The sequence below is a fragment of the Geodermatophilus sp. URMC 61 genome (assembly GCF_052931555.1).
In genome coordinates this window covers 2,115,429-2,138,720 of sequence record NZ_JBRFHZ010000002.1, presented here as the reverse complement: position 1 = coordinate 2,138,720, position 23,292 = coordinate 2,115,429, and the positions used below count along the sequence as shown (strand labels likewise).

At 74.8% G+C, this 23,292-nt stretch carries 23 protein-coding genes and 2 riboswitches; of the genes, 14 read left to right on the top strand and 9 right to left on the bottom strand.

Annotation, left to right across the window (positions count from 1 at the left end; genetic code table 11):
* Positions 1-328: 328 nt before the first annotated feature.
* The 3 genes from ACU610_RS09835 to ACU610_RS09825 all read left to right on the top strand — a co-directional run bounded on the left by ACU610_RS09835 (position 329) and on the right by ACU610_RS09825 (position 2,888).
* The gene (locus ACU610_RS09835; RefSeq protein ID WP_446767521.1) at positions 329-1,345 is read left to right on the top strand and encodes an LLM class flavin-dependent oxidoreductase; all 1,017 of its coding nucleotides are present in this window, start codon (positions 329-331) and stop codon (positions 1,343-1,345) included.
* A 147-nt stretch (positions 1,346-1,492) separates the two neighbouring features.
* Positions 1,493-1,978, top strand: coding sequence for a cupin domain-containing protein (locus ACU610_RS09830; RefSeq protein ID WP_446767520.1), 486 nt, complete (start codon positions 1,493-1,495; stop codon positions 1,976-1,978).
* A gap of 127 nt (positions 1,979-2,105) precedes the next feature.
* Positions 2,106-2,888 (top strand): methyltransferase domain-containing protein, encoded by a 783-nt coding sequence (locus ACU610_RS09825; protein WP_446767519.1) that lies wholly within the window; start codon positions 2,106-2,108, stop codon positions 2,886-2,888.
* Positions 2,889-3,036: 148 nt separating this feature from the next.
* On the opposite strand, the gene ACU610_RS09820 is transcribed toward ACU610_RS09825, so the two are convergent.
* Positions 3,037-3,834, bottom strand: a complete 798-nt coding sequence (locus ACU610_RS09820) for an alpha/beta fold hydrolase (protein ID WP_446767518.1) — start codon at positions 3,832-3,834, stop codon at positions 3,037-3,039.
* Positions 3,835-4,007: 173 nt separating this feature from the next.
* Positions 4,008-4,072: riboswitch (guanidine-III (ykkC-III) riboswitch) on the top strand.
* Positions 4,073-4,084: 12 nt separating this feature from the next.
* Here ACU610_RS09820 and ACU610_RS09815 point away from each other — a divergent pair.
* Together ACU610_RS09815 and ACU610_RS09810 are read left to right on the top strand one after the other, a co-directional pair.
* Positions 4,085-4,399 carry a DMT family transporter gene (locus tag ACU610_RS09815; RefSeq protein ID WP_446767517.1) on the top strand — a complete coding sequence of 105 codons (315 nt, stop codon included), beginning with the start codon at positions 4,085-4,087 and terminating at the stop codon, positions 4,397-4,399.
* A gap of 283 nt (positions 4,400-4,682) precedes the next feature.
* Complete coding sequence (locus ACU610_RS09810; protein WP_446767516.1) at positions 4,683-5,531, top strand: MBL fold metallo-hydrolase; 849 nt, start codon at positions 4,683-4,685, stop codon at positions 5,529-5,531.
* 60 nt (positions 5,532-5,591) lie between these two features.
* On the opposite strand, the gene ACU610_RS09805 is transcribed toward ACU610_RS09810, so the two are convergent.
* Entirely contained in the window at positions 5,592-6,047 is a 456-nt protein-coding gene (locus ACU610_RS09805) for a MaoC family dehydratase (RefSeq protein ID WP_446767515.1), read from the bottom strand.
* 104 nt (positions 6,048-6,151) lie between these two features.
* Here ACU610_RS09805 and ACU610_RS09800 point away from each other — a divergent pair, with 104 nt between their 5' ends.
* From ACU610_RS09800 to ACU610_RS09785, 4 genes are all read left to right on the top strand, one after another.
* Positions 6,152-7,315 carry a CaiB/BaiF CoA transferase family protein gene (locus ACU610_RS09800; protein WP_446767514.1) on the top strand — a complete coding sequence of 388 codons (1,164 nt, stop codon included), beginning with the start codon at positions 6,152-6,154 and terminating at the stop codon, positions 7,313-7,315.
* Between the two features lie 2 nt (positions 7,316-7,317).
* Positions 7,318-8,082, top strand: a complete 765-nt coding sequence (locus tag ACU610_RS09795) for a crotonase/enoyl-CoA hydratase family protein (RefSeq protein ID WP_446767513.1) — start codon at positions 7,318-7,320, stop codon at positions 8,080-8,082.
* Positions 8,083-8,179: 97 nt separating this feature from the next.
* Positions 8,180-9,211, top strand: coding sequence for a chemotaxis protein CheB (locus tag ACU610_RS09790; protein WP_446767512.1), 1,032 nt, complete (start codon positions 8,180-8,182; stop codon positions 9,209-9,211).
* A 4-nt stretch (positions 9,212-9,215) separates the two neighbouring features.
* Complete coding sequence (locus ACU610_RS09785; RefSeq protein ID WP_446767511.1) at positions 9,216-11,135, top strand: CheR family methyltransferase; 1,920 nt, start codon at positions 9,216-9,218, stop codon at positions 11,133-11,135.
* 12 nt (positions 11,136-11,147) lie between these two features.
* Here ACU610_RS09785 and ACU610_RS09780 read toward each other — a convergent pair whose 3' ends face one another.
* Together ACU610_RS09780 and ACU610_RS09775 are read right to left on the bottom strand one after the other, a co-directional pair.
* Positions 11,148-12,437, bottom strand: coding sequence for an ANTAR domain-containing protein (locus tag ACU610_RS09780; RefSeq protein WP_446767510.1), 1,290 nt, complete (start codon positions 12,435-12,437; stop codon positions 11,148-11,150).
* Positions 12,438-12,447: 10 nt separating this feature from the next.
* Positions 12,448-12,846 carry a hypothetical protein gene (locus tag ACU610_RS09775; protein ID WP_446767509.1) on the bottom strand — a complete coding sequence of 133 codons (399 nt, stop codon included), beginning with the start codon at positions 12,844-12,846 and terminating at the stop codon, positions 12,448-12,450.
* A gap of 156 nt (positions 12,847-13,002) precedes the next feature.
* Here ACU610_RS09775 and ACU610_RS09770 point away from each other — a divergent pair, with 156 nt between their 5' ends.
* Positions 13,003-13,602 (top strand): YceI family protein, encoded by a 600-nt coding sequence (locus tag ACU610_RS09770; RefSeq protein ID WP_446767508.1) that lies wholly within the window; start codon positions 13,003-13,005, stop codon positions 13,600-13,602.
* An 80-nt stretch (positions 13,603-13,682) separates the two neighbouring features.
* Here ACU610_RS09770 and ACU610_RS09765 read toward each other — a convergent pair whose 3' ends face one another.
* From ACU610_RS09765 to ACU610_RS09750, 4 genes are all read right to left on the bottom strand, one after another.
* Positions 13,683-15,206 carry an acetyl-CoA hydrolase/transferase family protein gene (locus ACU610_RS09765; RefSeq protein WP_446767507.1) on the bottom strand — a complete coding sequence of 508 codons (1,524 nt, stop codon included), beginning with the start codon at positions 15,204-15,206 and terminating at the stop codon, positions 13,683-13,685.
* Between the two features lie 10 nt (positions 15,207-15,216).
* On the bottom strand, positions 15,217-16,107 hold the full coding sequence (locus tag ACU610_RS09760) for an alpha/beta fold hydrolase (RefSeq protein WP_446767506.1): 891 nt from the start codon (positions 16,105-16,107) through the stop codon (positions 15,217-15,219).
* Between the two features lie 172 nt (positions 16,108-16,279).
* Entirely contained in the window at positions 16,280-16,813 is a 534-nt protein-coding gene (locus ACU610_RS09755; protein ID WP_446767505.1) for a cysteine dioxygenase, read from the bottom strand.
* A gap of 228 nt (positions 16,814-17,041) precedes the next feature.
* Positions 17,042-17,154, top strand: a riboswitch (SAM riboswitch).
* A 44-nt stretch (positions 17,155-17,198) separates the two neighbouring features.
* On the bottom strand, positions 17,199-18,125 hold the full coding sequence (locus ACU610_RS09750) for a hypothetical protein (protein ID WP_446767504.1): 927 nt from the start codon (positions 18,123-18,125) through the stop codon (positions 17,199-17,201).
* 77 nt (positions 18,126-18,202) lie between these two features.
* Between ACU610_RS09750 and ACU610_RS09745 the strand changes: the two genes are divergently transcribed.
* Genes ACU610_RS09745 through chrA form a run of 4 tightly spaced genes read left to right on the top strand, consistent with a single transcriptional unit; the run spans position 18,203 to position 21,535 of the window.
* Positions 18,203-19,177 (top strand): sulfotransferase, encoded by a 975-nt coding sequence (locus ACU610_RS09745; protein WP_446767503.1) that lies wholly within the window; start codon positions 18,203-18,205, stop codon positions 19,175-19,177.
* Positions 19,178-19,228: 51 nt separating this feature from the next.
* Positions 19,229-19,705: a Chromate resistance protein ChrB gene (locus tag ACU610_RS09740; protein WP_446767502.1), complete on the top strand. Its 477-nt coding sequence runs from the start codon at positions 19,229-19,231 to the stop codon at positions 19,703-19,705.
* Positions 19,702-20,133 carry a chromate resistance protein ChrB domain-containing protein gene (locus ACU610_RS09735; RefSeq protein WP_446767501.1) on the top strand — a complete coding sequence of 144 codons (432 nt, stop codon included), beginning with the start codon at positions 19,702-19,704 and terminating at the stop codon, positions 20,131-20,133. Before ACU610_RS09740 ends, ACU610_RS09735 begins: the two co-directional genes overlap by 4 nt.
* Positions 20,134-20,149: 16 nt before the next feature.
* Positions 20,150-21,535: a chromate efflux transporter gene (gene chrA / locus ACU610_RS09730; RefSeq protein WP_446767500.1), complete on the top strand. Its 1,386-nt coding sequence runs from the start codon at positions 20,150-20,152 to the stop codon at positions 21,533-21,535.
* Here chrA and ACU610_RS09725 read toward each other — a convergent pair.
* Positions 21,532-23,184: a Na+/H+ antiporter gene (locus ACU610_RS09725; RefSeq protein ID WP_446767499.1), complete on the bottom strand. Its 1,653-nt coding sequence runs from the start codon at positions 23,182-23,184 to the stop codon at positions 21,532-21,534. The genes chrA and ACU610_RS09725 overlap by 4 nt on opposite strands.
* Between the last annotated feature and the right edge of the window lie 108 nt (positions 23,185-23,292).

Sequence of the window (23,292 nt, the reverse complement as noted above, 5' to 3'; positions counted from 1 at the left end):
GACCACACCCGTGGCCAGCGCGAGTCGGTGGCGCTCACCGTCGACACCCTGCGATGCGCACTCCCTGCGATGGGGACGACGCGACAGCCGGACCAGTCGTCGTCCATGCGTCGGCGCGAGGTGATCGACGCGAGCAGCGGGCCATCCGTGAAGCCGCCTCTAGAGTGCAGAGCGGGCTCGCGAAGCAGGGCGCGAACTGCTTCGCCCGAGCGTGGTCGCTGCGGCTCACTCGACAGTCGGCGCCGCCCGACGGCATCGTCGCGGTGGGTCAGCGCCATCCGCGTGCACACTCGGCGTTCCGGCCCGAGGTCGGCAGGAGGGAGCTGACGTGCCGGCTACCGAGTTCTACCTGCGGTCCTATCCGCTGCCCGACGACGTGCGGGCCCACGCCGCGGCCGCGGAGGACGACGGCTGGGACGGGCTGCTGCTGACCGACACGCAGAACCTCAGCATGGACGTCGTCGGGTCGCTCTACCTGGCTGCCTCGGGCACGTCGCGGCTGAGGCTCGGCACCGCCGTGACCAACCTCGTCACCCGCCATCCCGCGGTCGTGGCGTCCACGTTCGCCACCCTGCACCACGTCACCGGGGGGCGGGCACACCTGGGCGTGGGCCGGGGCGACACGGCGCTCGAGCTCATCGGGCTCCGGCCGCCGTCGGCGCACGAGTTCGAGCAGCAGGTCGGCCGGCTGCAGACCTACCTGCGGGGTGGCGCGGTCGACGTCGACGGCTTCGACAGCCGGATCACGTGGCTGCCGGTCGCCGGCGACGAGAAGGTGCCCGTGGACGTGTTCGGCTCCGGTCCGCACGTCATCGCGGCCGCGGCTCGGCGGGCCGACCGGGTCACCGTCACCGTGGGGGCGGAACCGGACCGGGTCCAGTGGGCGGTGCGGACGGCACGGGAGGCGCGCGCGGCCGCCGGGCTCGACCCGCAGGCCCTCGACATCGGGGCGTTCGTCGTGGTCGGCGTCGGGACCGACCACGACGCGCTCGACGAGCTCGTGCGCGGCAACGCGAGCATCTCCGCCCACTTCCAGCGCGGCTCGCGCTCATCCCTGTCCACGGCCGACGCCGCCGTCGTCGCCGACGTCAGCGCGCACTACGACGACTACCACCACGGGCTGGAGCACGCGACGCAGGCGGAGACGCTGTCCGGTGACTTCCTGCGGCGGTTCTGCGTCATCGGCGGTCCGGAGGAGTGCGTGGAGCGGCTGCGCCGGCTGATCGGGCTCGGCCTGTCCCACGTGACGGTCGTGGGCGGGTCCCGCGACATCGACTCAGCCGTGCGCGAGCGCTCGGACCGCCTGGTCGCCGAGGAGGTGCTGCCCGCGCTGCGGTCGCCGTAGCGCCGACCGGAGACCAGCTCGCCGGGGTGATCCGGGCATGCGCTCGATGACGGACACCACGCGACGAGGACTCCACGGGGCGTCGGCCGACGCAGACAACCGCGCCGGCCCCCGTCAGACTGCGGGACGTCGTGGAAGGGAGCGACCATGACGACTCAGCACGTTCGTGCGGCCGAGGGCGACACGTACGACCACCTGGGTGTCCGTCTCCGCATGCGCCTCACCGGCCGGGAGACCGCAGGCGTCCTCGCGGTGATCGAGCACGGCGGGCGGCGGGGAGCCGGTGCGCCGCTGCACCGGCACACCCGGGAGGCCGAGACCTTCATCGTCCTCGACGGCGAACTCGACGGTTGGTCGGATGGAGACCGCACGGTCGTGTCGGCGGGAGACACCCTGTACCTGCCTTCGGGCAGCGAGCACGCGTACCGGGTCCGCAGCGCCACCGCACGGTTCCTCCTGCTCATCACGCCGGCCGGTTTCGAGCAGTTCTTCGTCACCGATGGCGTCCCCAGCGATCCCGACGCCGAACTGCCGTCCGTACCCGGACCTCCGCCTCCCGAGGCGGTGGAGCGGCTCGCGCAGATGCTTACCGGCTACGGGGTGTCCATCACCGGTCCACCGCCCACTCCGTGACGGAGGCTCCGGTCGAGGCGACCGCCGAGCAGATCCGACTGGTCGAGCACCAGCAGCTCGACCGTACGGCGCAGCTGGACCCGGTCCCGCCGCGAGTACCGGAGCGCCCCCGGACAGGAGGTCCGACATGTCGATGCTCCAGTTCGACGAGGATGCTGCTCGCCACTTCCAGCGCGTGTACTCCACGCCGGAGGTCGTGCAGCAGCGCGCCGAGGTGCTCGCCCTGCTCGCTCCCCAGCCCGGAGAGCGCGTACTCGACGTCGGTTCGGGACCCGGCTTCCTCGTGGCGTCGTTGGCCGACGCTGTCGGGGCCAGCGGTGCCGTCCACGGACTCGACCAGAGCGCGCCGATGAACGCCGTCGCCCGAGAGCTGATCGGGACCCGGCCGTGGGCCAGCATCGACGACGGCGATGCCGTGGATCTGCCGTACCCGGACGGTGCGTTCGATGCTGCGGTGTCGGTGCAGGTCTACGAGTACGTCGCGGACATCTCGCGGGCCCTGTCGGAGCTGCGCCGCGTGCTGCGGCCGGGTGGACGTGCGCTCGTCCTCGACACCGACTGGGACTCGGTGGTGTGGCACGCCGCCGATCGCCAACGGCATCGCCGCATCATGGCCGCCTGGGAGGAGCACCTCGTTGATCCGCATCTGCCCTGCACCCTGTCGGGGCATCTCCGACGCGCCGGGTTCCGGGTGACCCGGCGGCACCTGATCCCGTTGTTCAATCCCCGTTTCGAGCAGAACACCATCAGCGCGCTCAACATGGAACTGATCGCGCGGTTCGTGGTCGGCCGACAGGGATTGACCGAAGCGGACGTCGAGGCCTGGATGGCCGACCTGCGGCAGCGCGGCGCGGAGGACGACTACCTGTACAGCGTGAACCGGTACTGCTTCCTCGCCGTCGCCGAGTAGCCGGCCCGGCCACCGCGGATCGGACGCGACGTGGATCATCGAGGGTGAGCCGGGTTGGGGATCTCTGGGGATGGCCACCACTCCGGCCATCGGCCTCGTGGTCGAAGGGCTCTTCGAGTCGACGCGACCCGTGGGAAGGGGCCGCTGCTCAGTCGCGCAGATGCTCCGCGACCACCGGTGCGAGCACGTCCGGCGGCACGACGTGGCCATGCCCCTCGACCACGTGGAGACGGCCCTCGGGCAGGAGGTGTGCCAGCCGCCGACTCACGTCCACCATGAACGGGGGGCTCTCGCCGCCCACCATGACCAGGCCGGGCCGAGTGACCCGGCCTGCGACGTCCTCCGGAACCGCGCCGCCTGTCTCGATGTCGCCCATCACCGCCGAGTCGTACGCGAGGGTGGGTGCCAGCGCGGTCAACTCCGCCCATCTGTGCGTTCCGCGCATTCCGTCGATCACCTCCTCCGGCATCCCGGTGAGGCGGCAGAACGTCTCCACCGCATCGGCCCGCCTCTCCTGTGCGAGCAGGCTGCGGATGGTCTGTCCGTAGCGGCGCGCCCCGTCCCGCGCGGACTCGTCGTCGGGCGAGTACGGCGGATCGTGCAGGACGAACTGGTCCACGGGCAGCCCTGCAGCGACGGCCTGCAGCACCAGGGCGGCACCCGAGGAGTGCCCGTAGAGGTGGGCCGGGCCGCCGATCCGGTCGATCAACGCGGCGATGTCCTCGATCTCTCGATCGATGGCATACGGAAGCGTGTCGCCGCTGTCGCCGCGACCTCGCCGGTCGTAGTTGACGGTCGTGAAGTACCTGCCCAGCGCCTGGGCCGTGGGACGCATCAGAGCGCGATCGCACGTGGCGCCACAGACAGCGATCAGCGGCCGGCCGTCGCCGAAGACCTCGTAGGCGATGGAGGTGCCGTCAGCGGAGGCGACGATCTCGTGCGTCATGCGGATCAGACCGGAGAGCGAGGAGGGAGTCATCGGACCCCGCACCCGCCTCGTGTCCCGTAGTGGCCCGCTCGCTGCTGACACGTGGCCGCGTGCCGGCCCGGGGCGCGCCCTCGTCGTCTCGGGGTGGCAACCATCACCAACCGGGCGTACCGCGGCGTGAGACAGTGGGGACAGGCCCGCAACGAGGGTTCCGGACGAGCAGCGCCGTACCCGGACAGCGACAAGACGGCGTCTCCAGGAGACTCCCGTGTACTGGCTCGTGCTCATCATCTCCGGCGTCCTCGAAGCCGTCTGGGCGACCGCGCTCGCCACGACCGAGGGCTTCACCCGCCTGGCACCGACCGTCGTCTTCCTCGTCGGGCTCGCCGCGAGCATGGCCGGCCTCGCCTACGCGATGCGCGGGCTCCCGCTCGGCACGGCATACGCCGTCTGGGTGGGCATCGGCGCCGCTCTGACCGCCGGCTACGCCATGTGGTCCGGACAGGAGCCGGTGTCGGTGCTGCGGGTCTTCCTGCTGCTGGGCATCGTCGGCTGTGTCATCGGCCTGAAGGTCACGCACTAGCAGTCGCACCCAGGTGCTCCTCGGCAGCCTCGCACGTGGGAGACGTCCCGGATGCCGCCCTTGGAGCACCCTCGGAGCGCGGCTCGGGGCAGCCTCTGCACGTCATCTGCCATGCAGCTGCCGGTCATCCGGGTCCGGCCGCGCGATGGAGATCGCGTTCTGGGTTCCACCGCTGCGGGATGCTCGAGGCGACCCCGGCCGACGTGGGACCAGGTGCCGCTTCCGCGCAGCCCGCCGGCCGAGACGGTGGTGACCGGCCGACGACGTCCCCCTGGGAGGCCACGTGGGAACGCCACTGGGATCCGTCGCCTGGATCCACGGTGCCCGGGACTGCCGGCAGAGCACCGACCCGCTCATCCAGGTGCACCCGCTCGACGAGGACACCTTCGTCCTCCGGGTGAGCAAGTGCTTCAGCTTCGAGGCCAACTTCCTGTACCTGCTCCTCGGCGAGGCGCGGGCAGTCCTGTTCGACACGGGACCCCGGCCGGATCCGGGTGCGGGGGACCGGGTGCTGCCGATCCGCCGTGTCGTCGACGAGATCGTCGCCCGGTGGCTGCGGTGCCACGGTCTCGACGCGATCGAGCTGGTCGTCGCCCACACGCACGGCCACGGCGACCACGTCTCCTGGGACCGGGAGTTCCAGGGCAGGCCCCGGACGACGGTGGTGCCACCGACGCTGCCCGGGGTGCAGCGGGCCTTCCGTCTCCCGGACTGGCCGGACGGCGAGGCCCGCCTGGCCCTGGGCGGGCGGACGCTGACGGTGCTCCCCATCCCGGGCCACGAGGACTCCCACGTCGCCGCCTACGACCCCCGGACGCGATCGCTCCTCACCGGCGACACGCTCTACCCCAGCTTGCTCACCGTGCGGAACTGGCCCGCCTACCGGCGCAGCGCCGCCCGGCTGGCGCGGTTCGCGGAGGAGCAGGAGGTCGCCCAGGTCCTCGGCAGTCACATCGAGATGACCCGCGAGCCGGGGGAGGCCTTCCCGCTGGGAACGACCCACCAGCCCGGTGAGCACCCGCTCCCACTGGGTGCGGAGCAGGTCGCCGAACTGCACGCCGCGTGTGAGGCCATGGGCGACGCCCCGCGCGTCGACGTCCACGACGACTTCGTCATCCAGCCACTCGGCTGAGGTGGCCCTGAGGCCGCCCTCGGGGACGTGGGTGGTGGCGCACGAGATGCGCGGGAGACCCTATGCGGGGCGGACCCGGACCAGGTTCATCGCGGTCATGGTCAGCACGACCGCGCCGTCCTGCCGCAGCAGCTCGACGTGCGTGCGCACCAGCCCGCGGTCGGGCTTCGACCGCGACACCCGGGCCTCGGCGACCGTCGTCCGCAGGGTGAGCTCGTCGCCCGGCCGCACCGGGGCCACCCACCGCAGCTCGTCGACCCCGGGGGAGCCGAGGCTGGAGACGGGGGAGAGGTACTCGTCGGCCAGCAGCCGCATCATCAGCGCACAGGTGTGCCAGCCGCTGGCGATCAGCCCGCCGAACGGGCCGGCCGCCGCGGCCTCGGCGTCGACGTGGAACGGCTGCGGGTCGAACCGGCGGCCGAAGTCGACGACGTCGTCCTCCTCGACCCGCAGCGGGCCGTGCTCGGCCGTCGTCCCGGGCACGTAGTCCTCGAACCAGCGCTCGCTCGACGACACCGGTCCGCTCCCGCGGGACGCTCCGCTCCTCGCTCGTTCCTCGCTGACGGGCTTCCGTCCCTGTCCGCTCACGGGTCGAACCGTAGGGCGTTACGGTGCGTCCCGTGCTGCCGCCCTCCGGCCCCCTCGCGGGCACCCGCGTCGTCGAGCTGGCCGGTCTCGGCCCCGCCCCCTACGCCTGCCTGCTGCTGGCCGAGCTGGGCGCCGACGTCGTCAGGGTCGACCGGCCCGGCGGCGGCACGCAGCTGGTGCCGCCGGAGCGGGACGCGCTGGGCCGCAGCCGGCCGTCGGTGGCCGTCGACCTCAAGAGCCCGGCCGGCCGCGACGTCGCCCTCCGGCTGGCGGAGCGCGCCGACGTGCTGGTCGAGGGGCTGCGCCCGGGCGTCACCGAGCGGCTCGGCGTCGGCCCCGACGACGTCCTCGCCCGCAACCCGCGGCTGGTCTACGCGCGGATGACCGGCTGGGGCCAGGACGGCCCGCTCGCCGACCGCGCCGGGCACGACATCAACTACCTGGGGCTCACCGGCGCCCTGCACGCCATCGGGCCGGCGGAGGCGCCGGTCCCGCCGCTCAACATCGGTGCCGACTTCGGCGGCGGCGCGCTGTTCCTCGTCGTCGGGGTGCTCGCCGCCCTGCTCGAGCGGCAGACGAGCGGGCGCGGCCAGGTGGTCGACGCGGCCATGGTGGACGGCGCTAGCTCGCTGGTCACCATGGTCTACGGCCTGCTCGCCGCCGGTGCCTGGCAGGACCGCCGCGCGGCCAACCTCCTCGACGGGGCCGCGCCCTTCTACGGCACCTACGCCTGCGCCGACGGCCGGCACGTGGCGGTCGGCGCCATCGAGCCGCAGTTCCACGCCCAGCTGCTCGCCGGCCTGGGCATCGACCCCCGCGTGCACGGCGGGCAGCTCGACGTCGCCGGCTGGCCGGAGCAGCGCGCGCGGATCGCCGCCGCCTTCGCCACCCGCTCCCGCGACGAGTGGGCCGAGGCCTTCGCCGGCACCGACGCCTGCGTGACGCCGGTGCTCGGGCTGACCGAGGCGCCGCAGCACCCGCACCTGACCGCCCGCGGCACCTTCGCCGACCGCGGCGGGCACCCCGAACCGGCGCCGGCGCCGCGCTTCTCGCGCACGCCGGGCGCGGTGCGCGGGGCACCCCGTGCGCCCGGCCAGGACACCCGCACGGCGCTGGCCGCGTGGGGCTTCGGCGAGGACGAGGTGGCCGGCCTGCTGGAGGCCGGTGCGGTGGTGCAGGCGGAGCGAGGGGAGTAGCAGTGGGCGACGGGGTGCGGGTCGAGCGGCGCGAGGGCGTCCAGGTCGTCACGATCGACCGGCCGGAGGCGCGCAACGCCCTGGACCGGGCCGTCGCCGAGGCGGTGGCCGCCGCGGTCGACGAGCTGGACGCCGACGACGAGCTGCGGGTCGGCGTCCTCACCGGCGCCGGCGGCACCTTCTCCGCCGGCATGGACCTCAAGGCCTTCCTGCGCGGTGAGACGCCTGCGATCGAGGGCCGCGGGCTGTGCGGCATCACGCAGACCCCGCCGCGCAAGCCCCTGGTGGCCGCGGTCGAGGGCTGGGCGCTGGCCGGCGGTTTCGAGCTGGTGCTCGCCTGCGACCTGGTGGTGGCCGCCGAGACCGCGCGCTTCGGGGTGCCCGAGGTCAAGCGCTCGCTGGTCGCCGCCGGCGGCGGCGCGCTGCTGCTGCCGGCACGGGTGCCGCGCAACGTGGCGATGGAGATGCTGCTGACCGGCGACCCGATCGACGCCCGGCGGGCCGCGGAGGTCGGCCTGGTCAACCGGGTCACCCCCGAGGGCGGAGCGCTGGAGGGCGCCCTCGCACTGGCCGCGACGATCGCCGCGAACGGCCCGCTGGCCCTGGCCGCGACCAAGGCGGTCGTCCTCGGCAGCGTCGACTGGACCACCGCGGAGGGCTGGCAGCGGCAGAACGAGCTCGTCGCGCCGGTCTTCACGAGCGAGGACGCCCGGGAGGGGGCGGCGGCCTTCGCCGAGAAACGCCGCCCGGTCTGGCGCGGCCGCTGAGGACACGCCGCCGTCCGGGCGGACGGGGAACTACCGTTTCGGTGCACGCGCCGCCGGCGGACGACCGGGGGCGCGGCCGAGCGACGGGTGGGGGACGGTGCCGACGACGCAGCGGGACCTCGTGGTGGTCGGCGCCTCCGCCGGCGGGGTGGAGGCGCTGCGCGACCTGCTGGGCCGCCTGCCGGCCGACCTGCCGGCCGCCGTCCTCGTCGTGCTGCACATGCCGCCGGGAGCGCGCAGCGCGCTGCCGGCCATCCTCGACCGGGTCTGTGCGCTGCCGGTGCGCCCGGCCGAGCACGGCGACCCGTTGGAGCACGGCACGGTCACCGTCTGCGTCCCCGACGTCCACCTGATGGTCGACGGCGACCGCATCGCGCTGTCCCGCGGACCGCGGGAGAACGGCCACCGCCCGGCGGTCGACGTCCTCTTCCGCTCGGCGGCCCGCGCGGCCGGCCCCCGGGTCGTCGGCGTCGTCCTCTCCGGGACCCTGGACGACGGCACCGCGGGGATGATCGCCGTCCGCGCCCGCGGCGGGGTCGGCGTGGTGCAGGACCCGGACGACGCGATGTACGCCAGCATGCCGCGGCACGCGCGCGAGGTCGGCGGCGCCGAGCACGTCGTCCCGGTCGCCGCGATGCCGGAGCTGCTGGCCCGGCTGCTCGAGGAGGAGGTCGACGTGGCCGAGGTGCCACCGCCGTCCGAGCTGATGGAGACGGAGGCCGCGATGGCCGAGCTCGACGGCGGCACCTACGACGCCGCGGACCGGCCCGGCGTGGCGTCCGGCTTCGGGTGCCCCACCTGCCACGGTGCGCTGTTCACGATCACCGAGGGGCCGATGGAGCGCTACCGCTGCCGGGTGGGCCACGCGTGGTCCCCCGAGGCCCTCGCCGAGGAGCAGTCGCAGGCCCTGGAGGGCGCCCTGTGGATGGCGTTGCGCGGCCTGGAGGAGCGCGCGGCGCTGAGCCTGCAGATGGGCCGGCGGGCCGAGGAGCGCGGGCACCGGCACAGCGCCCGGCGGTTCCGCGTCCGCTACGACGAGGCCCGGGACGCCGCTGCGCTGCTGCGCGAGCTGCTGCACCGCGGCGAGCTGGGCGGCTCGGCGCTGCCGGACGCGGTCGAGGAGGGCTGAGCCGGTGGGGGAGCAGGACCGGCAGGAGGACGACGCGGTGCTCGAGGACACCGACGAGGAGACGACCGAGACGGCGACCGCCCCGGACCCCGACCTCGAGGCGCTGCTGGTCTACCTGCGCGAGCGCCGTGGCTTCGACTTCACCGGCTACAAGCGGCCCAGCCTGAGCCGGCGGATCCGGCGGCGGATGAGCGAGGTCGAGGTGGCCTCCTTCGGGGAGTACCAGGACTTCCTCGAGGTCCACCCCGAAGAGTTCACGCCGCTGTTCAACACGATCCTGATCAACGTCACCAGCTTCTTCCGCGACCCCGCGGCCTGGGACCACCTGCGAGAGGATCTGCTGCCGGGCCTGCTCGCCGACGCCGGGCCGGTCGTCCGGGTGTGGAGTGCCGGCTGCGCGTCGGGTCAGGAGGCCTACAGCCTGGCCATCCTGCTGGCCGACGCCCTCGGCGCCGACGAGTTCCGCGAGCGGGTCAAGATCTACGCGACCGACGTCGACGAGGAGGCGCTCTCGTACGCCCGGCAGGCCTCCTACACCGAGCGGGAGCTGGCCGGGCTGACCCCCGAGCAGGTGGGGGAGTACTTCACGCCCGAGAACGGCCGGTTCGCCTTCCGCAAGGACCTCCGCCGCTCGGTCATCTTCGGCCGCAACGACCTGGTCCAGGACGCGCCGATCTCGCACATCGGCCTGCTGCTGTGCCGCAACACCCTCATGTACTTCACCGCCGAGACCCAGGTGCGCATCCTCGGCCGGCTGCACTACGCGCTCGACCCGAACGGGCTGCTCTTCCTCGGCAAGGCCGAGATGCTGCTCTCGCACAACCAGCTCTTCGCCCCCGTCGACCTCACCCGCCGGTTCTTCCGCAAACGCGACGGTGCACCCGCCCGGGACCGGCGCACCGTCGTCCCGGCGGTGCGCACGGTCCCCGCCGAGGGCGACCAGGACCTCGACCGGCTGCGTCGTGAGGCGCTGCTGTCCGGGCCCGCCGCGCAGCTGGCGCTGGACGACGAGGGCCGGCTGGCGATGGTCAACCACCAGGCGGAGCGGCTGTTCGGCGTCGAGCAGCGCGACGTCGGCCGGCCGTTCCAGGACCTCGAGGTCTCCTACCGACCGGTGGAGCTGCGTGGAGCCATCGCCGAGGCCGCGCAGACCCGCCGCCCGCTGTGGCTGCGCGGGGTCGAGCGGCACCGGATCGGCCACGAGACGCAGCTGTTCGACGTCCAGGTCGTGCCGCTGTTCCGGGAGGACGGCGAGCTGCTGGGCACGACGGTCGTCTTCGAGGACGTCACCCGCTACCGCCGGCTGCAGCGGGAGCTGGAGTTCGCCAACCGGCAGCTGGAGACCGCCTACGAGGAGCTGCAGTCGGCCAACGAGGAGCTGGAGACCACCAACGAGGAGCTGCAGTCCACGGTCGAGGAACTGGAGACCACCAACGAGGAGCTGCAGTCGACCAACGAGGAACTGGAGACGATGAACGAGGAGCTCCAGTCGATGAACGACGAGCTCCACTCCGCCAACGAGGAGCTCCGCGTCACCACCGACGAGGTCGGTGCGGTGAACCGCTTCATGAGCGGCGTGCTCAGCAGCTTCCGCGCCGGGGTGGCGGTGGTGGACGCCGACCTGCGGGTGCTGGTGTGGAACGCCGCCGCCGAGGACCTGTGGGGCCTGCGCCAGGACGAGGTGCAGGGCCGGCACGTGCTCGACCTCGACATGGGCCTGCCGGTGACCCGCCTGCACCCCCTCCTGCGGCGGCACGTCGCCGGCGACGCCGTCGCCGCGGACGGCGGGCACGCCACCGTCGAGCTCGACGCGGTCAACCGGCGCGGCCGGCCGGTGCGGGTCCGGGTCACCGTGACCGCCTTCTCCGAGGCGCCCGGGCAGCCGACCGGCGCCGTCGTCCTCATGGACCCGATCGGCCCCTGAGGCCGTGGGTCGTCACTGGCGAGCGGCGTCGATCACCTCGGCGGCGTGGCCGTCGACGACCAGCTGGGCGAGGTCGCGCAGCTTGACGTTCAGCCGGTTGCTCAGCGCGACCAGCCGGGCGAAGGCCTCGTCGGCGTCGATCCCCAGCCGCGCCATGAGCACGCCCTTGGCCTGGTCGATGGTCGCCCGCGAGGTCAGCGCCTTCTCCAGGTTCGCCGCCAGGGTCCGCAGCGACTCGCGCTCGGCCACGCTCTGCAGTACGCCGCTCACCGCGGCGGTGACCAACTCGGCGATGCGCCGGCTCTCCCCCGCGAAGGTGCCGGGCTCGGCGGCGTAGACGTTGACCACGCCGACCGACTCCCCGCCCTCGCGCAGCGGCAGGGCCAGGACGCTGCGCACGGGACTGCTCGCGAGGAGCGGACGCAGTCGCGGCCACCGCTCGTCTGCGGGGAGGTCGTCGACGGTCAGCACGGCCCCGGTTGCGTGGGCGTCCCAGCACGGGCCCTGTCCCGCCTGCAGCTGCAGGCCGTCGAGCTCCTGGGCCACGAGCGAGTCGCTGCCGAGCTGCTGGGGGTCCAGCGGTGAGCCGACGGTGATGCTCACCGCGGTGGCCGCGGGGACGGCGCTCTGCACCAGGACCGCCATGCGGGACAGCAGCCGCTGCCGGTCGTCGTCCGCCATGGGCAGCCTGGAGAGCTCGGCCAGGGCGGTGGCCAGCCCGAGGGCGTCGGCGGACCCGGGCCCCGACCGGGCGGACCTGCTCGGCTCCTCGGTGACGGGGAGGAGCACCCACTGCAGCCGGGTCTCGGAGGTCTGCCCGGCCGCGGCATCGGGGAAGCCGAACAGCTCGGCCCGGGCGGCGCCGTGCTGACGCGCGCGCAGCGTGACCCGCAGCCGCTGCCGGTCGGCCGCTCCGGTCGCCAGGATCCGGATCGCGGAGCGGAAGGGCGGCACGTCCTCGGGCTGCAGGTAGACGCTCAGCGGCTTGCCGGCCAGCCGGGGCAGCGGCACCTGCAGGAGCACGGCCAGCTCCTGGTTCGCGTCGACCAGCTTCCCGGCGCCGTCGGTGTGCGCGAGCGCGACCGGCACCAGGCCGGACAGGTGGTTGCGCCAGCGCCGTTCGGCCTCGTACCGGTTCAGCAGCGCCTCGATCTGCTCCTGCTGGACCCGTACCTCCTCCTCGGCGACCCTCAGCTCCTCGTGGGCCACCTCGAGCTCGGCGAGCGTGTCCAGCGCGGCGGACGGCCGCATCGGCCGCACGGCACCGGGGGGTGGTGTCAGCTCGGGCGAGTCGCTCGGCACGGGACCCTCCTCAGACTTGCGGCTCGGGCTCGTCCTGGCCGCTCCCGGCGGTGCGGTGGGCGTCCCCGGCGGCCGCGGCACGGTTCGCCATCGCCTCTCGGCGGTGTTCGGCGGCCCGGCGGCGGTGCTCGTCGGCGTCGCCGACGCCCCGCTCCGCGGCCCGTTCGTGGGCCTCGGCGGCGGCCTCGTGGCTCTGCGCCGCCCGCTCGTGGCCCGTCGCGGCCCGCTGCAGCGCGACCCGGGCGTGATCGACGGCCTCGGCGGCCCGCTGCTGCGCCTGCCGCACGTCGCCGGGGCCGGAACCGGAGGACCCGGTCATCGCGCGACGTCGCGCGGCGAGCTCGCGAGCGCGCCGCGCGGCCTCCGCGGCTCGTGCCGCGGCCTGGAGTCGAGGACTGTCGTCGTCCACCCCTCGATGGTCCTCCCCCCGCGCAAGGTGTCACCCGGTCGTCGCGGCGTGTCCGGCGGCTGCGAGCTGCGCAGCCGACCGGTGTGGCACCCTGGCGTGTCGGTGCCGGACGCGATCAGCCAGGATGGTGCGGGCACAGGGGGAAGGAGGGCCACCGTGGGCAAACACCGGGCACGTGACGCGGACCCCACCGACTTCGACGCAGCCACCAGCGCGCTCGTCGACGTCACGGGGGACTACGAGGTCGACGTCGCGCACACCCGGATCGGGATCCGCGCCCGGCACGCCATGGTGACCACCGTGCGCGGGTCGTTCACCGACTTCGCGGGGACGGCGCACCTCGACGTCGCCAACCCGCCGGCGAGCTCGGTGTCGCTGCGCATCCGGACGGCGAGCATCGACACCGGCCAGGCCGACCGCGACGCGCACCTGCGCTCTGCGGACTTCCTCGACGTCGACACGTACCCGGAGATCGTCTTCGTCTCCACCGACGTGGAGCAGGTCGACGAGGAGACCTACACGGTCACCGGCGACCTCACCATCCGGGAGACCACCCGGCCCGTGTCGGTGGACTTCTCGCTGACCGGCTCGGCGAAGGACCCGTTCGGCAACACCCGGGTCGGCTTCGAGGGCGCGCTGGCCATCAAGCGCAGCGACTGGGGCCTGACCTGGAACACCCCGCTGGACACCGGCGGCGTGCTGGTCAGCGACCGCATCCAGATCGAGTTCGACGTCTCCGCCGTCCGCGTCTCCTGAGGGAGGACCCCGTCCTCCCCCCTCGCAGGCCCGGGGCGGGACCCTGGACGGGGCCGCGGCGAGCCTCTGGACGGGGCCGGTCAGGGCGCCGGCATCATCGAGCCCTCGGCCAGGTAGCGGGTGTGCCAGCTCAGCGCCTCGGCCAGCAGGTGCGGGGTGTGCCGGCCGGGCGACTCCCGCAGCGCCCGCTCGTAGTAGTCGCGCAGCAGCGGGCGGTAGTCCGGGTGCGCGCAGCGCTCGATGACCAGCTCCGCCCGCCGCCGCGGCGGCAGGCCGCGCAGGTCGGCCAGCCCCTGCTCGGTGACGATGACGGCGACGTCGTGCTCGGTGTGGTCGACGTGGCTGACCATCGGCACGATCGTCGAGATCGCGCCGCCCTTGGCCGTCGACGGGCTGAGGAAGAAGGAGATGTAGGCGTTGCGGGCGAAGTCGCCCGAGCCGCCGATGCCGTTCTGGATGCGGCTGCCCATGACGTGGGTGGAGTTGACGTTGCCGTAGACGTCGGCCTCGATCAGCCCGTTCATCGCCAGCACGCCGAGCCGCCGGATGATCTCCGGGTGGTTGCTGATCTCCTGGGGCCGGAGCAGGATCCGTCCCCGCAGGCCCTCCGCCCCGGCGTCGAAGCGCGCCGCCCCCTCCGGGCTGAGCGAGAACGCCGTCGCCGACGCCGAGACCATGCTGCCGGAGCACAGCAGGTCGAGCATCCCGTCCTGGATGACCTCGGTGTAGGCGGTCAGCCCCTCGAACGACGAGTCCCCGAGGCCCGCGAGGACGGCGTTGGCCACGTTGCCCACACCGGATTGCAGGGGGAGCAGCGAGCGGGGCACCCGGCCCCGGGCGACCTCGTGCTCGAGGAACTCGACGATGTGCCCGGCGATGGCCCGGGAGTCGGCGTCCGGCGCCTTGAACGGGGTGTTGCGGTCGGGGGCGGCGGTCTCGACGACGGCGACGACCTTGTCCTCGGGGCAGCGCAGGTACGGCACACCGATCCGGTCGTCCGGGCGGGTGAGCTGGATCGGCCTGCGGTCCGGCGGGAGGGCGGTGCCGTAGTAGACGTCGTGCATCCCGTCGAGCGCGGGGCTCTGCCAGGAGTTGACCTCGAGGATCACCCGGTCGGCCTGGTCCAGCCAGGTCTTGTTGTTGCCCACCGACGAGGAGGGCACCAGGTCGCCGTCGGGGGTGATGCCGCTGATCTCCACGACGGCGACGTCCAGCGGGCCGAGGAACCCCATCCACGCCATCTGCGCGACGTGTGACAGGTGGACGTCGATGTACTCCATGAGCCCGCGGTTGATCTTGTCGCGGCTGACCGGGTCGGACTGGTAGGGCAGCCGCAGCTCGATGCCGTCGGCGGCGGCGAGCGCCCCGTCGAGCTCGGGGGCGGTGGAGGCGCCGGTCCAGACGTTGACCCGGAACGGCTCGCCTGCGGCGTGCGCGTCGGAGATCCGCTGGGCGAGGGCCTGGGGGACGGCCTTCGGGTAGCCGGCGCCGGTGAAGCCGCTCATGCCGACGGTGTCGCCGTGCCGGATGTGCCCGGCGGCGACGTCGGCGGGGACGACCTTGCGCGCCAGACCGGGGTGGTGGATCCGACCTGAGCTCGGCATGCCCGTCACGCTACGCGGACGGCGCCGCTCCGGAAGGCCAGACCGCCAGCAGCGTGCGGACGGCGGTGACGAGCGCCAGCGGCTGGTCGAGCATCGGGTGGTGGCCGGCCTCGGGCAGGTCCACGACGGGCAGCCCACCGGGCACCAGGGCCACCATCTCGGCGGCCATCTCCGGGGTCACCAGCCCCCGCTCGCAGCGGAAGAGCGCGGCCGGCGCGGCCAGCCGGGGCAGCAGCTGGCGCACCAGCGGCCGGCTGCCGAAGAACGTGGGGTCGAACTTCCACGTCCACCCGCCCTCGACCGCCCGCAGCGAGCCGCGCGCCACGTGGTCGCGGACGTGGGGCAGGTAGACCTCCTGCGGCGGCAGGGTGCGGAAGCGGGCCACCGCCACCTCGAGGTCGGTGTGCACCCGTTGCCCCAGCGGCTGCTCGCGCACGCTCTGCTCCTCGGGCGGCTGCCGGTCCAGCGGCGAGTCGACGACGGCGACTCCGGCGACGTCGTCCCCGTGCTCGACGCCGACGGTCAGCGCCACCCAGCCACCCATGCTGTGGCCGAGCACCACCGGGCGGGGGAGGTCCTCGGCGGCCGCGACGGCGAGCACCTCGCGGGCCCACTGCTGCATGCCGTAGCCCTGGCGCCGGCCGCTGTCGCCGTGACCGCTCAGGTCGAGGGCGACCACCCGGTGTGTGCCGAGCAGCGGGGCGACGTGGTCCCACCAGCCGGAGTGCGCCGCGCCGCCGTGCACCAGGACCAGCCCGGGCCGGCGCGGCTCGCCCCACGCGCGGTAGTGGATCCGGGTGCCGTCGACGACGACGTCCCGGTGCTCCGGGGCGCCGGCCAGCGCGCGGGCGAACCAGGCGGGGACGGCTTCACCGGTCTCCGGGGATCCGGGGCGGGACATCGCGGCAGCTCCTCGGGGTCCGGGGGCCCCGGACGCCGGGAGCCGCGACGGAGGCTACGCAGCGCTGCCCGGCGTCCCGCCGGGGCCCCGGCGGCTCCCCCAGGTCCCGCCGGCCCCGTCCCGGGACGCGCCCCGAGTTCGCGAAGGGTGGGGAGGACGGGGTCCTTTCCCTTCACCAGTCGACGCCGGCCCGCTCCGTGCCGGTGCGCACCAGCACCCGGCCCTCGACGCGGTAGGTGTGCATCACCGTGAGCCGCGGTGTGTAGACGTGCACGCTCACCGCTGCATCGACGCCGGAGTTGGCCACCCGGTGCACGTGGTGCGGACCGAAGTGGCGCACCCGACCCGCGGACAGCTCGGTGGCACCCTCCCGGGCGCCCACCGTCTCGGACAGCGTGCCGCGGACGACGGCGAGGGCGCCGGCGGAGCCGCCGTGGTCGTGCAGGTCGGTGCCCTGGCCGGGCAGCCAGGACAGCAGCCAGACCTGGGCGCGGGCCAGGTCCTCGTGCAGGGCCGGGTCCAGGACGTCGGCGGCGGCGTCGCGGGGGAGCGGTGCGCTCCACCGGCTCTCGGCGCGGTACTCGACGAGCGGCAGCCAGCGGTCGGCCGCGACGGCCAGCGCCGCGGCGAGTGCGGCCGAGCCGGTGCGGGAGTCGGCCGGGCGGGCCGGGCGCAGCCGGGCAGGGTGGAGCAGCGATCGGGACACGACGGGTCTCCTCGGGGAGGTCGGGGTCCGGTCGCGCCGGTCGGCGGCCGGGAGGGGAGGCACGCCGTCAGCGACAGGCGGCGGACCAGACCCGGCCGAGGTCGACGTGCGCGCGCCGGACCAGCCGCGGCAGGGCGGCGGGGACGGTCGGGGCGGCGCGCACGGACCAATCCCTATCACGTCGATCGGGTTTGACGGGAATCGAGACGGCGTGTCAGGCTCCCCGCGGGTCACGAGCGCCAGCGACGAGCCCCGGCTCGCTGGCCGGCAACCCTCCTCCGCGATGGGGTGCCCCGGGTGACGACCTGGCGGGTGCCGGCCGGCACCGGCAAGCGCGGGCCCTCGCACGCCGGGCCCCGGATGCGAGGAGCGGTGGGTGCCGCGGTCAGCCGTCGAGCAGCACCGTGCGCAGCTCGTGCGCGCCGTCGGGCCGGGTGGCCTCGTAGAACCACCGCGCACCGCCTCCTGGCAGCGCCACCACGTCGGCGTAGCGCAGCCCGTGCGGCGGGTGCGGGCTCTGCAGCAGCGGGCCGCCCGCCGCCGCGGTGAACCGGCCGTCGCCGCCGGCCTCCGCGAGCCCGGTGCGCTCCTCCCAGTTCTCGCCGGCCGTGGCGCGCCCGTCGTAGAGAGCCCAGGTCCGGTCACCGTCCAGGACCACGGTCGCGAACCGGACCCCGCGGGCGTCCCAGGTGCCCGGGGTGCCGGCCAGGGCGGTGCCCTGCCAGGTCCAGTGGACGCCGTCGGGGCTGGTGGCGTGCTCGGTGGTCATCCGGTCGGTGGCGTCCGGGTCGTCGAGCGGGTGCACCGAGGCCCACAGGTGCCACTGCCGCCCGTCGTGCCGGACGACCGGGTCCTTGACCGCCGCGCGGTCGCTCCCCGGCAGGACGGTGCGCGCCTCGGCCGTCGCCAGACCCCCGACGTCGTCGGCCTCGAGCAGGTCTACCCGCCAGTGCTTCGTCCCCGGTGTCGCGCAGCTGACGTAGAGCCGCCAGCGCCCCTCAGGCGTGTGCACGAGGGCGGGGCGCTCGAGCGACTCGGCGCCGAAGCGGTCCTTGCCGACCGCGACCACCGGGGTGAACCGCACGCCGTCGTCCGACCGCGACACCACGTTGGCGAACCCGCGGCCCTCGCCCACTGGCCGGCGCAGCCGGGCGGCCAGCCACCACGTCCCGTCGACCAGCTGCGCCGAGGGCCCGCCGGCCCAAGAGCCCGGCCGCGGGTCCTCCGGCTCCAGCACCACCGCGGCGTCGGCCCAGAACCGGTCGGGGGCCGGCGGGCGCACCGGGGACGTCGGGGTGGGGTGGCTGGGCACGCGGCGGCTCCGGGGTCGACCGAGGGGGACGCCGCCCAGTGTGCATCCGACCGCGACCCGACCAGGAGGACCTCCCCGTGACCGGACGCCTGCCGCAGTTCGTTATCGCCGGCGCCCCCAAGGCCGGGACGACGGCGCTGCACGCCGCCCTGGCCACCCACCCCGGCCTGTACCTCTCGCCGGTCAAGGAGCCGAAGTACTACCTGACCGACGGCCGGCCGCCGCCGCGGTCGCGGCAGCGCGGCCCCGGCGACGCGCACAGCGCCCGGGAGTGGATCTGGCGGCGGGCGGACTACCTCGCGCTGTTCGCCGCCGCGCCGGCGGAGGCCGTCCGCGGCGAGAGCACGCCCTTCTACCTGTACGACCGCGCGGCCCAGGCCCGGCTGGCCGCCGACGTCCCGGGCGTCAGGGTGGTCGTCGTCGTCCGGGACCCGGTCGACCGGGCCTGGTCGAACTGGGTGCACCTGCGCGCCGACGGGCTCGAGCCCGAGGCGGACTTCCTCACCGCCGTCCGGCGGGAGGAGCGGCGGGTCGCCGACGGCTGGGCGCCGTTCTGGCACTACCGGGGGCTGGGCCGCTACGGCGAGCAGCTGCGCGACCTGTACCGGCACGTGTCCCGGGAGCAGGTCCTGCTGCTGCGCTACCGGCAGGTGGTCGACAGCCCGCGGGAGACCCTCGACCGGGTCAGCGCCTTCCTGGGCGTGGCACCCGGCGTCGCGCACGCCGTCCCTCCGGAGAACGTCAAGCCGTACGTTGCCGACACCGCCGGGTACCGCGCGCTGTCCCGGGCCGTCCGCGCCGGTGCGGCGCTGGGCGCGTACGCGCCGCCGCAGGTGTGGCGGCAGGTCAGCCGCCCGCTGATCGCCGCGCTGCACGCCGGGCGGGCCCCGCGGCCGTCGATGCCGGTGGAGGTCCGCCGGGAGGTGCTCGAGCCGCTGCTGCCTGACATCGCGCTGCTGGAGGAGCTGACCGGCGAGTCCTTCGCCGACTGGAAGGGGGACACCGGCCGCGGCGACTTCCGCTCGCGCGCCGCCCGCAGCACACCGTCGTGACCGGCGCCCTGGACGCGACTGCTGCAACCATGGTTGCATCACCTTGTGACCGTGACCGGCGAGTGGGTGCTGCTGTCCTACCGGCTCCCGCGCGAGCCCTCGGGCCCGCGGACGACGCTGTGGCGGCGGCTGCGCCGGCTCGGCGTGGCCCAGCTCGCCGACGGGCTGGTGGCACTGCCGGCCGACGCCCGCACCCGTGAGTCGCTGGAGTGGCTGGCCGACGACGTCCTCGCGGCCGGCGGCACGGCCGGGCTGTGGGTGGCGCGCCCGGCCGGCGCCGCGCAGGAGCGCGAGCTCGCCACCGGGATGGCCGCCGCGCGGGCCGCGGAGTACCGGGCGCTGGCCGAGGAGTGCGTCACCGCGGCCGCCGCGGAGCCGGCCGAGCGGTCCCGGGCGCTGCGCCGGCTGCGCAGCGAGTTCCGCGCGATCGGCCGGCGCGACTTCTTCCCCCCGCCGGAGCGGGAGAACGCCGACCGGGCCCTGCGCGCGCTGGGCGAGGCCGCCGTGACCGCGCAGGTGACGCGGTGAGGTGGGCGACCCGGGCAGGCGTGCACATCGACCGCGCCGCCTGCGCCTGGCTGATCCGCCGGTTCGTCGACCCGGCGGCGGAGTTCGTCTTCGTCGCCGACCCGGCCGACGTGCCCGCCGACGCCACCCCGTTCGATATGCGGGGGGTGGCGCTCGGTCACGCCGGGAGCGACTGCACCTTCGAGACGATCCTGCGCCGCTACGAGCTCACCGACCCGGTGCTCTGGCGGATCGCCGAGGCGGTGCACGAGGCCGATCTCGACGACGGGCGCTTCGACGCCCCGGAGGCCGCCGGGCTCGACGTCCTGCTGCGGGGGCTGTCGATGACCGGCACCGACGAGCAGACCCTCGCCGTCGCGGGTCCGCTCTTCGACGGGCTGTACGAGTACCACCGCCGTCGCCTGCTGCTCGGCCGCGAGCCGGCCTGACCCCTGCGAGGATCCCGTGGACGCCGACAGCCCCGCCCGGCCGCAGCAGCAGACGATCGTGCCGTTCCGCACCGCGGTGCGGGCGTGGTTCCTCATCTCGCTGCAGACCTTCGGGGGTCCGGCCGGGCAGATCGCGGTCATGCAGCGCACGCTCGTCGACGAGCACCGCTGGATCGGCCAGCGCCGGTTCCTGCACGCCATGAACTACTGCATGCTGCTGCCCGGTCCCGAGGCCCAGCAGCTGGCCACCTACGTCGGCTGGCTGCTGCACGGGACCCGCGGCGGGCTGGTGGCCGGCGGGCTGTTCGTGCTGCCCGGCGTCGTCGCGCTGCTGGTGCTCTCCGCGGTCTACGTCGCCTTCGGCGACACCACCGCCGTCCTCGCGGTGTTCGCCGGGCTCGCCCCGGCCGTGCTGGCCATCGTCGCCCAGGCCGTGCAGCGGGTCGCGAAGCGGGCGCTCGACAACCGGGCGCTGGCCGCGATCGCGGTCGCCGCGTTCCTCGCCCTGGCGCTGTTCGGCATTCCGTTCCCGGTGGTCGTGGCGCTGGCCGGCGTCACCGGCTGGGCGCTGGGCCGCTGGCGCCCGGCCGCGCTGCCGCACAAGGCGGCCGCCACCACGGGGGACGACGGCCCGCCGCCGGTCATCAGCGACGACGCGCTGCACGCCGAGCCGCCGTCCACCCGCCGCACGCTGCGGGTGCTGCTGGCCGGCCTGGTGGTGTGGGGCGTGCCGGTGGCCGCGGTCGCGCTGCTGACCGGCCCGGGCAGCGTCCTCACCCAGCAGGGGGTGTTCTTCTCCGGTGCCGCGGTCGTCACCTTCGGCGGCGCCTACGCCGTGCTCGCCTACGTCGCCCAGCAGGCGGTCGAGGTCCACGGCTGGCTCGGGCCGCGCGAGATGGTGCGCGGGCTGGCGCTGGCCGAGACGACGCCCGGGCCGCTGATCATGGTGGTGCAGTTCGTCGCCTTCCTCGGCGCGTACCGCGACCCGGGCGCGCTCGACCCGTGGGCGGCCGCCGTCCTGGCCTCACTGCTGGTCACCTGGGTGACCTTCGTGCCCAGCTTCCTGTTCGTGCTGCTCGGTGCGCCGTACATGGAGCGGCTGCGCGGCAACCGGTCGCTGTCGTCGGCGCTGACCGGGATCACCGCGGCGGTGGTCGGGGTCATCGCGAACCTCGGCGTCTACCTCGCCGTCCACACGCTGTTCTCCGGGACCGTCGCCGTCGACCGCGGGCCGCTGCACCTGGAGCTGCCCGACCCGGCGACCCTGCGGCCGGTGCCGCTGGCGATCGCGGTCCTGGCCGCGGTGCTGCTGTTCCGGCTGCGCTGGTCGGTGCTGCGGACCCTCGGCGTGTGCGCGCTGCTGGGCCTCGTCGCGGGGCTCGCCGGGCTGCCGGTCGGTTAGCGGCGGGCCGGCAGCCGGCCCTCCTCGTGGTCGAGCTCGCGCTCGAGCCGGCGCAGCCCCTCGTCGGGCAGCCGGCCCACGTCCCGCCAGTGCAGCAGCTCCTCCCGCTGGGCGGAGAGCACCGCGCGACGCACCCGCAGGGCCGCCTCGTACTGCGGGGACATCGGCACCTCGCCGCCCTCGACGCCCTGCAGCATGTCCAGCCGGCGCCGGTAGCGGTCCAGCCGGCCCTGCAGCTGGGACCGGATCGCCTCGATGGCGCCGTCGTCGACGTGGTCGTGCTGCTCGGCGGCCAGCTCGTCCAGCCGCCGCAGCCCGGCCTCCACCGAGGCCGCCCGCGCCTCGTTGCGCAGCCGGGCCTGGTCGGCCTCGTCCGCGCGCAGGCCCAGCGCGCGGACCAGCGGCGCGAAGGTGAGCCCCTGCCCGACGAGGGTGACCAGCACGGCCAGGAACGCGCAGAACAGCAGCAGGTCGCGGTCGGGGAACGGCGCCCCGGTGTCGGTGGTCAGCGGCAGGGTGAAGATCGCCGCCAGGCTGATCACCCCGCGGGTGCCAGCCCAGCTGAGGACGGCGATCTCGCGCCCGCTGAGCCGCTGCGGCGCCGTCCGCGGGTCGCCGTCGTCGCCGGCGACGTCCTCGCCGCCCAGCCGGGTGTGCAGCGACTGCGGCAGGTGCTCGGTGAGCCACAGCCACAGCGGCCGCAGCAGCAGCACGACGCCGACGGTGATGGCCGCCGCGGTGACGACCGTGCCGGTGTCGTACGCGCCCAGCCCGCTGATCACCGCGGGCAGCTGCTGGCCGATGAGCAGGAAGACGACGCCCTCGAGGAGGAAGTCGACCAGCCGCCAGACCGCCTCGGTCTGCAACCGGCTGGCGCCCGACGCCCAGCTCGGGTTGTTGTGCCCGATGACCAGCCCGGCGACGACGACAGCCAGCACCCCGGAGACGTGCACCGACTCGGCCAGCAGGTAGGCCACGAACGGCGTGGCGAGGGAGATCGCGTTCGACGAGAGCGGATCCCGCCGGATCCGGCGCAGCGGCCGCACGGCGTGGGCGACGAACACCCCGACGGCGACACCGCCGGCCGCGACGACGACGAACCGGCCGAGCGCCGCCGGCGTGGAGAAGCCGTCGCCCACCGCGGCGGTCACCGCGACGGAGAGGAGGGTCAGCGCGGTCGCGTCGTTGAGCAGCCCCTCGCCCTGGATGAGCGTGACCATCCGCGGCGGCAGGCCCACCCGGCGTCCGACGGCGAGGGCCGCGACCGGGTCCGGAGGAGCCACCGCGGCGCCGAGCGCGATGCCGGCGGCCAGCGTCGCCCCGCCGACGAACAGCGCGAACCCGACCCCGATCGTCAGGGCGGTGGCCGCCACGAGGAGGACCGAGAGGCTGACCACGGTGCGCAGGTTCTGGCGGATCGCCGTCAGCGAGCTGTCCAGCGCGGCGCTGTAGAGCAGCGGCGGCAGCACCAGCGTGAGCACCAGCTCGGGGTCGAGGACGACGTTCGGCCCGGGCAGGTAGGCGTAGGCGATGCCGGTCAGCGTCAGCAGCGCGGCCGCCGGCAGGCCGGTGCGGTCGGCCACCCAGCGCACCGCCACGATGACCGCGACCGCGCTCAGGACCAGCAGCAACAGGGTCTCCACGTGCACCTCGACATCCTTCCCCGGCGGCCGCGGCGGGGCAGTGCGTGCCCCGATGAGTTCCGTCCCCCCGCACCGTCCGAGCAGCAGGGACACCCCGAGGAGAGGACGGCGACG